Consider the following 11,962-nt stretch of genomic DNA (forward strand, 5'->3'; position numbering starts at 1 on the left):
GCTCACTGCGCTCCGCTCACTGCGCTCTGCGCGGCGCCAGCAGCACCGCGCAGGCGACCAGCGCCAGGGCGGCGAAGCCGAAGCAGGCCCACAGACCGAAGGGGCCCGTCCACAAGACGCCCGGCGCGGTGCTCTGGATCCCGGTCACCACCGCCACGCCGAGTGCGCCGCCGGCCTGCTGACAGGTGACCAGGGCTCCCGACGCGGTGCCCTGGTTCTCCCGGGTGGCGGCGGCGCTGGCCAGCAGGACCGCCGCCGGGTAGGCCACGGCTATACCCGCGCCGACCAACAGCGCGGCGGGCAGCAGGTGCATGACGTAGGAGCCGGACGGCACCGTCGTGTACAGCAGCTGCCCCACCGTGATCACGGCGAGCCCGCAGAGCAGCAGCAGCGTCGGCGGCCTGCGGTCCGCCAGCCGGGCCGCGCGCGTGGACAGGGCGCCCACGGCGATGCCCTGCGGCAGGAAGGCCAGGCCGGCCGCGAGCGCCGAGTAGCCCTGCCGGCCCTGAAGATCGGTGGCCACGAGGAACATGGCGCCCGTGATGCCCGCGAACGCGCCGCCGAGCGCGACGCAGCCCGCGGCCATGCGGCGGTCGGCCATCAGGGCGAGCGGCAGCATCGGCGAGGCGGCCCGCCGCTGTACCGCGAGGAACGCCAGGAGGGCGAGCAGCCCGGCGCCCACGACGGCGACGACCTCGGCGGCGGACCCCGAGCCGACGCGCCCGACTCCGTGGACGAGGGCCGCCAGGCCTGCGGTGACCAACAGCGCGGAGCCGTAGGGCAGGGGGCGGCGGGCAGGGGCCGCGACGGCGTTGGGGGGTCCCAGGACACGGCTGCCGAGGATCACGACCAGGACGGTCAGCGGGACGTAGAGGACGAAGCCGCCGCGCCAGCCGAAACCTTCCGTGAGCAGGCCGCCGGTGACCACGCCGAGGGAGAAGCCCGCCGCCCCCATCGCGCTGAAGACGCCGAGCGCCCGGTTGCGCGGGGCACCCTCCGGGAAGCTCGCGACGATCAGGGACACCGCGGCCGGCGCGGTGATCGCGGCTCCTGCGCCCTGGACGGCCCGGGCGGCGACGAGGGAGAGCGCGCCCTGGGCGAGGGCCGCCCCGAGCGCGCCCGCGCCGAAGACCGCCACGCCGGCCAGGAACACCCGCCGGGCTCCCCAGCGGTCCGCGCACGTGCCGCCCGCCAGGAGCAGGCCCGCGTAGGCCACGAGGAACGCGCCGACGACCAGCTGCAGTTGGTCGGGGCCCAGCGCGAGGCCGGTACGGATCGCCGCGAGCTGCACGTTGATGCCGGACAGGCTCATGCCCTCGAAGAGCACGGCCGCGCACAGCACCAGAAGGGTCGTCCACGCACGCCGGTCGAACCGGAAGGTGTCGGCGGCCGCCATGGAGGTCGTGGTCATACGCGTTCCTTGAGTGGAGGGTGCGGGGTCTCGCCACCGGGGCGGCCGTCCGCCCCGGGCAGGGCGGACCGGGCGAGGAGGTAGGCCGCCCGGAGGTCGTCGCCGTCGTACCGGTGGCGGGCGAGGGCGCGCAGGACGCCGTCGGCGTTGACGGCCACGGTGTGTTCCAGCGCGCGGAACAGGGGGACGTCGGACACCGAGTCCCCGTAGGCGGCGCAGGCGTCGCGGTCGAGGCCGAGCCGCGACCGGACGCGTTCCACGGCGACGACCTTGTCCGCGGGGGTGAGGATGCCGGCCGGATCGGGCGCGGTGCGCAGCGGCAGCGGGGGAAAGGCGGAGGCGACCACCTCGTCGACGCCGAGCGCGGTCAGCCGGCCGGCGAAGAAGTCCGGGGACATGGTGACGACGACCGCGTGCTCACCGCGCCGCCGGATGTCCGCCAGGACCTCTGGCAGTCCCCCGATCCACGGTGCCGTGGCGAACGCGTCCGCCACGGCACCGGGGGTCAGGTCCGCCCACAGCCGGCACACCTCGGCTGCGAAGCCGCGCGTGTCGAGGGCGCCGGCCGCGAACTTCTCCTCAAGGAGGCGCAGTTCGGGCAGGCAGTCCAGCCGGCGGGCGATCTCCAGGCTCGCGGTGGTTCCGCGCAGCAGCGTGCCGTCCAGGTCGAAGACGTGCAGCCGGCTCACGGGACCACGGGGTGATCGCACACGGCGCCGTCCGCCGGGTAGAAGGTCCACCCGGCGGGTACGGGGCCGCCCCGCCAGGCGGCGAGCAGGGCCGCGCTGGCGGGGTAGAGCGGGGCGGGCAGGTCGTCGGGCGCCGCCCACACCCACCGGTCGAAGACCTCGGGCTCCGGCGTGCCGGGCACGGCGTCGGACGGGCCCACCCGGGCCAGCACGCCCGCGGTGACGTGCGTGCGCCCGCCCCCGGTGTGCAGCGCGACCGTGAAGACGCGCGCGTCCTGCACCGCGTCGATGCCGCACTCCTCCGCCGTCTCGCGGACCGCGGCCTCTTCAAAGGTCTCGCCCGCCTCCACCGAACCGCCGGGCAGGCACCAGGACGGGCTCTCCCCCGACTTGATCCGGTGGCCGATCAGCACGGCACCGTCGGCCCGTACCAGCAGCGCGCCGACGCCGACCACCGGCCGGGGACGCCCGCCGGAAGATGCGTCGCTCACCGGGCGCCGTCCAGGTCGCGCAGCACGGAGGCGGCCGCGTACTGACCGCTGATCATCGCCGCGACGATGCCGCGGAACAGGCCGCACGCGTCGCCGGCGACCCAGGCGGGGGCGTCCGACAACCGCAGGTCGCCGTCGACCTCGGGGTACCAGCCCACGCCCTCCAGGGTGGGGCCGATCAGCTGCGTGCCGCTGTCCTTGATGTCCGGGAAGGCGTCCGCGAGGCGGGTGAGGCCGCGCACCATGATCTCCCGCAGCTCCGGTCCGTAGACGCGGTCGAAGGTGGCGACGGCCTCCGGCTCGCCGGCGACGAGGGCGGCCATGGGGACGGTGAAATGGGACGCCGCGTCCCCCATGGCGGCGAGCGCCGGGGCCGTGACCCGGCGCGCCACCTCCTCGTCCAGGATGCGGGTGTTGAAACCGACGTTGGACCGGCCGGTCGGCGGGCAGTCGGAGCGACCGGAGACCGTCCACAGGCCCTGGGTCTCGGTGAGGGCGGCCTCGCCGTCGCGGCAGGCGCAGAAGGTGCGCCATTCCACGCCGCCGTCCTCCTCGCAGAAGCGCAGCTTGGGGTCCAGCTGCTTCATGTCCCGGAAGAACGCACGGTCGGCGGGCTGCTGGATGCGGAAGCCGACCTCCAGGCGGCGGAAGGCGTGCGCCTCGGTCAGCGTGTTGAGGCTGAGCGGGCCGAACCGGCCGCTGGCCAGGAGCAGCCGGCGGGCGACGACCTCGGACTCCTTGCCGCCGGTGTCGCGCAGCACCAGCCGGAACTCGTCGGCGATCGGGTCGTAGGCGGTCTTCACGATTTCGGTGCCGGTGATGACGGTGGCGTCGTTCGCGCCGACCATGTCCTGGGTGAGCCGCAGGCGGGCCTCCAGCGAGAGGTAGTCGGAGGGGTACTCCTTGAGCACCCACTCGCCGGAGCCCACGGTGTAGGCCGTCGGGTCGGACGGGAACGGCGGGGTGTCCAGGCCGTAGGAGCCCAGGAGTTCGCAGGTCCAGTCGTAGGCCGCGCGGAGGTCGTCCGTACGGGGCAGGGTCCACAGCTCGCTGGCCGACGGGAAGAAGGAGAACTTGCCGTCGGAGAAGAGGCCGGCGCCTCCGTGGCCGCGGGTCAGGTCCTCGGCCGCGTAGCGGTCGCGGTCGGTGACGGGCTTGCCGCCGTCGACGAGCGCGACGCTGTACGCCGATCCGGCGAGGCGCTGGGCGGCGGCGAGTCCGGCCGGGCCGGCGCCGACGATGACGAGGTCGAAAGTGTTCACGATGCTCCAGACAGGACAGGGGGACCGACCGCGGCCGGGCAGCGGGAAGCGCGCGGGTGGGCGGCGGTGCGGTGCGATGGGGTGCGCAAGCGGTGCGCGGTGTGCGGATTCGGTGGTGGCCCGGCGGGCCGCCGCGGTCAGTCGAGGAGTTCCTCGAGATCCGGCAGGCAGTCGCCGCAGCCGGTGTTGGCGCCGGTGGCGAGGCGCAGGGCGGGGATGTCGCGGACGCCCGAGCACTTCGCCGCCAGGATCACGCTCTCGGGGACGTGGGCACACAGGCAGATCAGCGGGTCGTCGGGAGGGCACAGCGTCATGACCGGTCCTCCGTGGCCTCGCGCAGCCGGCCGAGCGCCCGGTCGAGCACGTCCGCCATGACGTCCAGGTCCTGATCGTCGATGACGAGCGGCGGATGGATGTTGATCACGTCGGGGGCCATCCCGGTCGAGGCGACGATCAGCCCGGTGTCCGGGTCGGCCGTCAGGCACAACTGCCGCAGGGCGGGCGCGTGGTCGCCGGTCAGCACCAGGCGCGCCGCGCCGCCGAAGGCCCGGAAGTCGCGCACGAGGTCGGGGTGGGCGGTCCGGAGCTTCTCCAGCCGGGCCGTCATCCGCTCGGCGAGCCGGTCCATGTCCCCGGCCGGGTCCGCCCAGCCGTCCCAGCGGTCCAGGACCGCGCGGGTGACCCCCAGCGCGTGCGGGATGCCGATGTAGGTCGAGGAATGGCTGCCCGGCCGGTACGTCGCCGGGTCGGCGAGCGGTTCGCGGGCCCAGACGGCGCTCAGCGCCGCGGCGCCGTTGGTCAGGGCCTTGCTGGCGACCACGACGTCGGGGGTGACACCGGCCCGCTGGAACCCCCAGCGCGGACCGGTCCGGTGCATGCCGGTGAAGATCTCGTCGGCGATCACCACGGCACCGTTGCGGCGCGCGTGGTCCACGGCCGCGCGCAGCAGGGCGTGGTCGGGCTCCGCCATCCCGCCGACGTTCTGTACGGATTCGAAGACGAACGCGCTCACCTTGCGGGAGAAGCCCATGCCGCCGACGCCGGAGAGTTCCGAGCCCCAGCGGGTGGCCGCCGCGACGCAGCCGGTGGTGCATCCGCCGGCGGCGCGGGCGGCGGCGTGCGGGCAGCGTCCGCAGTCCGGGCTGGGCAGGCGCACCACTTCGAGGCCCCACGCCGCGAGGAGTTCGCGGTAGCGGGGGCTGGAGCTGAGCATGCTGGTGACGCCGGACCTGCCGTGGAAGGCTCCTTCGAAGACCACGACGGTGCCGGGTCCGACCGCGCTGAACGCGATGCGCAGGGCGGTCTCCATGCCCTGGGCGCCGCCGAGGTCCAGTTCCACCCGGCCCGGAGCGCCGACGGCCTCGCCGAAGAGCGGCTCCAGCCGCTGGAGGACGTCGAGCCGCAGGTCGGACTCGCAGAACGAGGGCAGCGCGGGCATGTCCTCGCAGTACGCGAGCGCGTCCCGCAGGATCCGCTTGTCGTAGCCCCAGGCGACAGTGCCGTTGGCCGCCTCGGCGTCGAGGTGGCGGCGGCCGTCGGCGGCGTACAGGTAGCTGCCCTCGGCGCGGACGAAGCGCGGCACGTGGGCGGCCCGGTAGATGAGGTTGCCGGCGCCGGCGTAGGGGGGGACGGTGGCGGTCATACGGCCACCGCCCGCCGCGGCGCGTCGTGCGCCGTCCCGGTGCGCCAGGCGTCGGCCCGCGTCGTGGGGATGATCGGGAGGACCCCTTCCTCGTTGCAGTGGATCCAGCTGGTCAGCACGGTGAGCACGTCCCAGCGGGCGTCGGTGTCCGGGAGCGGGGTGGTGCGGAGCACGCGGAGCCACTCCTCGACGTGTGCGGGGCCGGGCAGGTCGCGGGCGCAGGCGCCCCACGGCCCGGCCAGGCCGGTCAGCCGGCCGAGGCTGGCGGTGACGTCCAGGTCGTGGGCGGGGATCTCGGCCTCGGCGGTGCGCAGCAGTGCGGTCACCGTCTCCCCGGCCGCGGCCGGGTCGGCAGCCTCGGTGCCGAGGAGCGGACCCGCGCACCAGGACCAGCCGGTCTGGTACGAGAAGAGCTGCAACTCCCGCGCGACGTCGATCGGTTCGTCGGCGGTGTGGATGAAGTTCAGCAGTCCGTTGACCCGCCCGATCCGGGTCCGCAGGTCCCCGCTGCGTGCGGCGGAGGGCTCGGCGGATCCCTTGGCGGCGGTCAGGCGCACGCTGGCCGGTACGTCGCGTGCCGCGTCGCGGTCCTCCAGCAGGACGAGCACGGCGGGGCCGCAGGAGAGCAGCGGGTCCACCAGCGCGATCCGCTGGGCGGACGCGGCGTTGAACTGGTAGCGCCACAGTTCACGGACGAGCAGCGGGTCGAAGCGCACGGTGGTCGCCGCGACCGGGTGCCAGCCGAGCGACCTCAGGATGCCGAGGATGAGTTCGCAGCGTCGTCCGGCGACGGCGTCGGGCTTGAGCACGACGAAGGTGTGCCGGTGGAGCGCGTCGGTGGCGAGGGCCGGGGCGAGCGCGGCGAGCGCCTCCCGCATGTAGGGGTCGCGGCGGTAGGCCTGTGCCTTGCGGGGGTCCCGGGTCAGGGCGTCCAGGGCCCGGGGGCCGATGGCGGAGTACGACACGCTCTCAGCTCCCCTCGGGTATGGATGCCGCGGTCAGCCGCATGCCGCCCAGCGGCAGGGGGGCGCCGTCGGCCAGGACGACGGCGCTTGCGTCGGGGTGTGTCCCGGCGGCCAGGGCGAGCGAGCCGGCGGCGAAGGCCCGCACGCTCCACTCCAGGCAGGGCCGGTCGCTGAGGCGCTTTTGGTCCAGTTCCTGCGCGCGGGCGTCGACGCCCGGCCGGACGGGGACCGGCGGGCCCTGGCACAGGACGGCTCCGCCGTCGTGGGTGCCGTCGACGAGGAAGCAGGAGGTCCGGGTGGTGGTGTGACCGAGCCGCATGGCCGTGGCCACCGCGTCGTTGCCGATCAGCACGCGGCGGTTCTCGCCGTCGAGGACGGTGAGGTCACCGGGATGCTGGTTGATCATCCGGCCGTGGTAGCGGGTGAGCAGGTTCCCCTCGATCCAGCGGTGGTAGGCGAGGACGACGAGGTCCAGCTCACCGTTCTCCCGCTCCCAGGCGGCCATCCGGGCGTCCAGCCCGTCGTGCCACTGCCGGGCCCGTCGCCGGTACTCGGCACGGGCTTCGGGGGTCGTGGCCGCCGAGGCGGTTCCGCAGCGGGCGTCGAAGTCCCCCGGCCACGCCTCGATGCCGTGTTCCCTGGCGAGGGCCAGCGCCGGGGAGCGGGTGCCGTGCGAGGCGACGAGGGCCACCTGGAAGCGGTCCCGCTCCCGGTGTTGCAGGTCGATCAGCGTGCGCAGGTTGGCGCCGGTGGCGGAGACGAGCACGCCGATCCGCAGCGGTCCGTCGGCGCCGCCGGTGCGCCGCAAGAGGGGGGTGGGTCCCGCGGCCGGCATCAGGCGGCGTCCGCGACTGCGAGGGAGGCCCACTGCGCGTGGGTGGCGGCGAGCATGCCGTCCGGCACCTGGCCCGCGTCGAGGGGGGTGAGCCCGAAGGCGCGGTGGGCGGTGCCGGCGGCCAGGTCCCACAGGCCCGCGCCCTTGATGTCGTGGTCCATGGCGTTGCGCACCTGCTGGGCGAGCGGCTGCGAGCCGGCCGCGACGATGCCGCCGTCCTGGTACCACAGGCCGTTCTCCGCGCCTTGGGTCAGGTCCTGGCCGCCCAGGCGCGCGGAGTCGCAGCGGTCGGTCATCATCATGGAGTTGTCCAGCCCCATGAGGCTGACCGCGCGGCTGGCGATGGCCAGGTCGACGTGCTCGCCGTCGAAGTTGATGCAGGCGGCGATGCGGCCGGCGGCGGCCTCCCGCATGATGGCCGCCGGCACGGGTCCGGCGATCTCGTCCATCGCGTCCAGGGTCCAGCCCGGCAGGTCGTACGAGGCGAGGGTCGCCCCACGGGCCTCGCGGGCCCTGGTGGTCCGGAAGGCGTGCCGGATGTTGAGCGGCATGTCGTTGAAGAGGTGGTCGGTCACGACCCGCGCGCCGGCGCCGTTCCACTCGGCGTCCCAGGCGATGTCGACGATGTCCTTCACCAGGTGGGCGCTCAGGCGCGGGTCGGTCCGGGTGAAGTGGCCGAGCGCGGGCCGGACCCCGTGACCGAGCAGCATGGGGACGACCCACTCGAACCCGGGGTGGCGGGCGTACGTCTGGCCGTGGAAGTCGGAGGCGGCCGAGAAGGCGTCGGGCGAGAGGACCATGTAGCAGAGCCCGTACTCACCGAGCCGGGCCAGCCGCTCCCACTCGGAGCGGGTCGGCGCCCAGACGGTGTCGGCCGGGGTGCCGCCGTGGCTGGACAGCAGCGGGCCCTCCAGTGCGACGCCGACGACGTGCGGGATGCGGCCGGCCCGACGCATCGCGTCGTAGCGGCGCATGAAGCGCTCGAACTCGCCGAGCCGGTGGTGGTGCAGGTACAGCGTCGGGATGCTGAGGACCCCCTCCCGGGCGCAGATCTCCTCCAGGAGTTCGAGGTCGAGCAGGGAGAACTCGGAGAAGTCCACGCCGGCAAAGCCATGGCAGTGGACCTCCACCGGAAGCAGCGGGGTGTGGGTCTGCTCGGCGGGGCCAGACGGGTTCGCCATCGATCATCCCTCTTCGTGTTCTTCTACGGGTTCTGTCAAGAAACCTTTGACAAGAGTTGCCTACATGGGCGGATGGCTTTGACAATACCACCGCCCCATTTCCTGGCAAGAGCATGTCCAGATTCGACATAGATGCAGGTGTAAGCCGTCTCGACAGCTCTGGCAGAGCTGTCAATTAACTCGCCGCAAGCCTTGACTGCCTTGCCAAACTTGCCTACGTTGACCTGGAAAGCAGTGTCAAGGGAGTCGGAGGAGAGCCTGTGCGGCACCAGCTCGTGGTCTTCGACAACAGCGGCGTCCTCGTGGACAGCGAGACCCTCGGCAACCGCCTCCTCGCCGAGATGCTGACCACCGAGGGGGTGGCGACGACCTTCGCCGACGCCGTCACGCACTACCTGGGGAAGTCCCTCGCCGACGTGCTCACCACGGTCCGCCGGCGTACCGGCACCGGGCTCCCGGACGACTTCGGCGCCCGGTTCCACACCCGCCTCTTCGACGTCTTCGAGCGGGAACTGACGGCGATGCGGGGGGTCCACGAGGTACTGGACGACCTCGACGACCTGGGCGTGCCCTACTGCGTCGCCTCCAACGACACGGCGGACCGGGTGCGGGTCACCCTCGGGCTCACCGGGCTCGACCGGCGACTGGCCGGCCGGGTCCTCGGCGCCGACCTCGTGGCCCGGCCCAAACCCGCCCCCGACCTCTTCCTCCTGGCCGCCGAGCGCTTCGGCGTCGCTCCCGGCGAGTGCCTGGTGATCGAGGACAGCCCCCGCGGGGTCACCGCCGCCCGCGCCGCCGGTGCGACCGTCCTCGGCCTGGCGTCCCTCACTCCCCGGGCGCGGCTCGCCGACGCCCACCGCGTGCTCGGCTCCCTGACGGAGCTGCGCCCGCTGCTCCCCGCCCTGTGCACCGCCCCGAACTTCCTGGAAGCCCGCGCATGAGCGATGACCGCCGCCTCGGCCTGCACGTCCTCGACCTCGACGGGACGCTGCTGCGCTCCGACGCCACCCTCAGCCCGTACGCCCGCGACGGACTCAACGCCCTGCTGGACGCGGGCACGGCGCTGACGGTGGCCAGCGCCCGCAGCGCGGTGGCCATCCGCGGACTGCTCGCGGGCGTCCGGCTGACCCTGCCCGTCATCGAGCTGAACGGTGCCTTCCGCACCGACCCCGCCACCGGGCACCACCTCGCGCACGCCACGCTCGGCCCGGATGCGGCGGCCACCGCCCTGGACGCGCTCGCCCGGCTGGCCGCGGAGCCCGTGCTGACCACCTGGGACGGCTCTGCCGACCACGTGCTGCACGGCCCGTGCGGCGACCCCGCGACCGCCTGGTACATCGCCGAGAAGCGGGCGTACGCCGATCCACGGCTCGGCTCGTACCGGGACCCGTACGCCGCGGTCGCCGGGGTGCGCACCGCCGCCCTCATCGCCTTCGTCCCCGACGAGGAGGCCGCGGCCGCGACCGCGGCGCTCGAAGCGGAACTGGACGGCACGGCCGGTGTGATGGCCGCCGCCAACCGCTACGTCCCCGGCTGGACCGAGATCCAGATCGCGCACCCCGAGGCCGAGAAGGGCCTCGCGGTGCGCCGGCTGGCCCGGGACGCCGGACTCGCCGGCGCCCGGCTCACCGTCTACGGGGACCACCTCAACGACCTGCCGATGTTCGCCGTCGCCGAGCGCACCGTCGCCCCCGCCAACGCCCATCCGCACGTCCTGGCCCGGGCGTCCGTCGTCACCGCCTCCAACGACGAGGACGGCATCGTCCGGTACCTGCTCGACGGGGCCGCGCCGTGCTGATCGTCCTGGAAGGCATCGACGGCAGCGGCAAGACCACCGTGGCCCGGCTGGTCGCGGACGCCCTCGCCCCGGGCGGCACGGCCCCCGCCGGCAAGAAGCACATCGGCGCCGCCGACCCGGCGACCGAGGCCCGCGCCGCGGTGCTGCGCGACCTCATCTGGTCCTCCCCCGAGGAACAGGGCGACACCTACGGGGCCGCTCACTGGATCCTGCTGATCGCCTCCTGGTACGCGGGCCTCGCCCGGCTCCGGCCGGGTCTGGCCGACCCGGACGCGGAGTCGCTCACGGTGATGGACGGCTGGTACTACCGCAACATCGCCAAGACCCTGGTCCGCGAACCCCTGGACGCCGGCTGGGTCGCATCGCTCTTCGCGCCCGTGCCGGAACCCGCTCTGACCGTCCTGCTGGACGTCGACCCGGACGTCGCCTGGTCGCGCCGCGACACGTTCAAGGAGACCGAACTCGGCCGCTGGGACGGGTACACCGGTCCGGCACGCGAGTCCTTCCGCGGCTACCAGTCGGTCGTCCGACGCGAGTTGCTGCGGATGGCGGCCGAGCGCGACTGGCTCGTCCTGACCCCGCACCCGAACGATCCGCCGGCGCGCACCGCGGCGGCCGTGGTGGCCGCGGTGGCCGCGGTGGCCGCGGTGCGCGCGCTGAGGAGAACCCCATGAGCCCCACCCGTGACGTGGTCGGCACCTCCGACCTCGACATCTTCGCCGACACGCTCGCCGGCGGCGCCGGCGGACGGCGCCCGGCGGACCGGCCCGACCGGCTGCCCGTCGCCACCTCCCCGCTCGCCCTGCGCATCCGCAGGGCCTACGAGGAGACGCGCATCGCCGCCGGCCGCGGCGCCCGAGAACCGCTGGCCGCCCGGGGCGGGCCGCTGCCCGAACCCCTCCCGTACCAAGGAGAAACCGTGATCGACTACCTCGACCAGCTCACCGTCGACTGGTCCGACTTCGAGAGGGCGGGTGAGATCACCCGCGACGTCGTCCACCGCCTCGCGGACGACAAGGAGACCCTGCGGGCGCTCGTCTACGGCGTGGAGGACAAGCCGGAGCTGCTCGCCATGTGCGAGCGCCACCAGCTGCTCGACTACATCGTCCTGTACGACGCGCTGGACCGCGGCGTCCGGCTGCGCCTGCACATCTCCACCGAGGACCACTTCGACCGCCCGCACGACCACCGGTTCTCCTTCTCCAGCCGCATCGTGACGGGTGGTTACACCCACACCTGGTACCACATGGACGGCGACCTCTACGCCGGCGGCCCCGACCCGCAGGCGCGCCAGTACCTCAGCCGGCACAACCCCGACCCGCGCGCCGAGGGCCTGCTGGACCGGCTGACGCCGCACATCGTCCGCCGCGAGGAGCCGGGCAGCTGCTACACGCTGCACCACAGCGCCATCCACACCACCTTCACCACCCCCGACACCGTCTCCCTCTTCCTGCGCGGACCGGTCGAGAAGGACCGCTCCGTGATCATGGACAAGGCGGAGGGCACCCTGTGGTGGCGCTTCGGCCGCGAGAACGAGCCCGAGCAGCGGCGCGAGCAGAAGGCCATGGGCCTCGACGCGTACCGGCAGATCCGCGAGCGGCTGGAGAAGCTCGGCGTCATCTGACGCCCGGCACGCCCCTTCCCCACCAGCACCGGACGAACCGGTGCCCTCCACAGGAGACAACCAC

At 73.9% G+C, this 11,962-nt stretch carries 13 protein-coding genes; 4 read left to right on the top strand and 9 right to left on the bottom strand.

Features of this window, described 5'->3' with window-relative positions; genetic code table 11:
- Nucleotides 1-16: 16 nt before the first annotated feature.
- The 9 genes from IE207_RS25730 to IE207_RS25770 all read right to left on the bottom strand — a co-directional run bounded on the left by IE207_RS25730 (nt 17) and on the right by IE207_RS25770 (nt 8,476).
- Nucleotides 17-1,411: an MFS transporter gene (locus IE207_RS25730; protein WP_190186687.1), complete on the bottom strand. Its 1,395-nt coding sequence runs from the start codon at nt 1,409-1,411 to the stop codon at nt 17-19.
- Entirely contained in the window at nt 1,408-2,100 is a 693-nt protein-coding gene (locus IE207_RS25735; RefSeq protein ID WP_190186688.1) for an HAD family hydrolase, read from the bottom strand. Before IE207_RS25735 ends, IE207_RS25730 begins: the two co-directional genes overlap by 4 nt.
- Nucleotides 2,097-2,591, bottom strand: coding sequence for a nucleotide triphosphate diphosphatase NUDT15 (locus tag IE207_RS25740; RefSeq protein ID WP_190186689.1), 495 nt, complete (start codon nt 2,589-2,591; stop codon nt 2,097-2,099). Before IE207_RS25740 ends, IE207_RS25735 begins: the two co-directional genes overlap by 4 nt.
- Nucleotides 2,588-3,853 (bottom strand): FAD-dependent oxidoreductase, encoded by a 1,266-nt coding sequence (locus tag IE207_RS25745; protein ID WP_190186690.1) that lies wholly within the window; start codon nt 3,851-3,853, stop codon nt 2,588-2,590. Before IE207_RS25745 ends, IE207_RS25740 begins: the two co-directional genes overlap by 4 nt.
- Nucleotides 3,854-3,990: 137 nt before the next feature.
- Nucleotides 3,991-4,167, bottom strand: a complete 177-nt coding sequence (locus IE207_RS25750; protein WP_229873993.1) for a (2Fe-2S)-binding protein — start codon at nt 4,165-4,167, stop codon at nt 3,991-3,993.
- A complete protein-coding gene (locus tag IE207_RS25755) occupies nt 4,164-5,495 on the bottom strand; it encodes an aminotransferase class III-fold pyridoxal phosphate-dependent enzyme (RefSeq protein WP_190186691.1) in 1,332 nt (443 codons plus the stop codon). Before IE207_RS25755 ends, IE207_RS25750 begins: the two co-directional genes overlap by 4 nt.
- Nucleotides 5,492-6,460 (bottom strand): nucleoside-diphosphate kinase, encoded by a 969-nt coding sequence (locus tag IE207_RS25760; protein ID WP_190186692.1) that lies wholly within the window; start codon nt 6,458-6,460, stop codon nt 5,492-5,494. The genes IE207_RS25755 and IE207_RS25760 overlap by 4 nt, the downstream gene beginning before the upstream one ends.
- A 4-nt stretch (nt 6,461-6,464) precedes the next feature.
- Complete coding sequence (locus IE207_RS25765) at nt 6,465-7,295, bottom strand: formyltransferase family protein (RefSeq protein ID WP_190186693.1); 831 nt, start codon at nt 7,293-7,295, stop codon at nt 6,465-6,467.
- Nucleotides 7,295-8,476, bottom strand: a complete 1,182-nt coding sequence (locus IE207_RS25770) for a hypothetical protein (RefSeq protein WP_190186694.1) — start codon at nt 8,474-8,476, stop codon at nt 7,295-7,297. The genes IE207_RS25765 and IE207_RS25770 overlap by 1 nt, the downstream gene beginning before the upstream one ends.
- A 260-nt stretch (nt 8,477-8,736) precedes the next feature.
- Here IE207_RS25770 and IE207_RS25775 point away from each other — a divergent pair, with 260 nt between their 5' ends.
- Genes IE207_RS25775 through IE207_RS25790 form a run of 4 tightly spaced genes read left to right on the top strand, consistent with a single transcriptional unit; the run spans nt 8,737 to nt 11,898 of the window.
- Nucleotides 8,737-9,417, top strand: coding sequence for an HAD family hydrolase (locus IE207_RS25775; RefSeq protein ID WP_190186695.1), 681 nt, complete (start codon nt 8,737-8,739; stop codon nt 9,415-9,417).
- Nucleotides 9,414-10,274, top strand: a complete 861-nt coding sequence (locus IE207_RS25780) for an HAD family hydrolase (protein ID WP_190186696.1) — start codon at nt 9,414-9,416, stop codon at nt 10,272-10,274. Before IE207_RS25775 ends, IE207_RS25780 begins: the two co-directional genes overlap by 4 nt.
- Nucleotides 10,268-10,948 carry a dTMP kinase gene (locus tag IE207_RS25785; protein ID WP_190186697.1) on the top strand — a complete coding sequence of 227 codons (681 nt, stop codon included), beginning with the start codon at nt 10,268-10,270 and terminating at the stop codon, nt 10,946-10,948. The genes IE207_RS25780 and IE207_RS25785 overlap by 7 nt, the downstream gene beginning before the upstream one ends.
- Nucleotides 10,945-11,898: a hypothetical protein gene (locus IE207_RS25790; protein WP_229873994.1), complete on the top strand. Its 954-nt coding sequence runs from the start codon at nt 10,945-10,947 to the stop codon at nt 11,896-11,898. Before IE207_RS25785 ends, IE207_RS25790 begins: the two co-directional genes overlap by 4 nt.
- Nucleotides 11,899-11,962: the final 64 nt, after the last annotated feature.

Origin of the sequence: Streptomyces cirratus (genome assembly GCF_014650775.1) — a bacterium.
Taxonomy (GTDB): Bacteria; Actinomycetota; Actinomycetes; order Streptomycetales; family Streptomycetaceae; genus Streptomyces; species Streptomyces cirratus.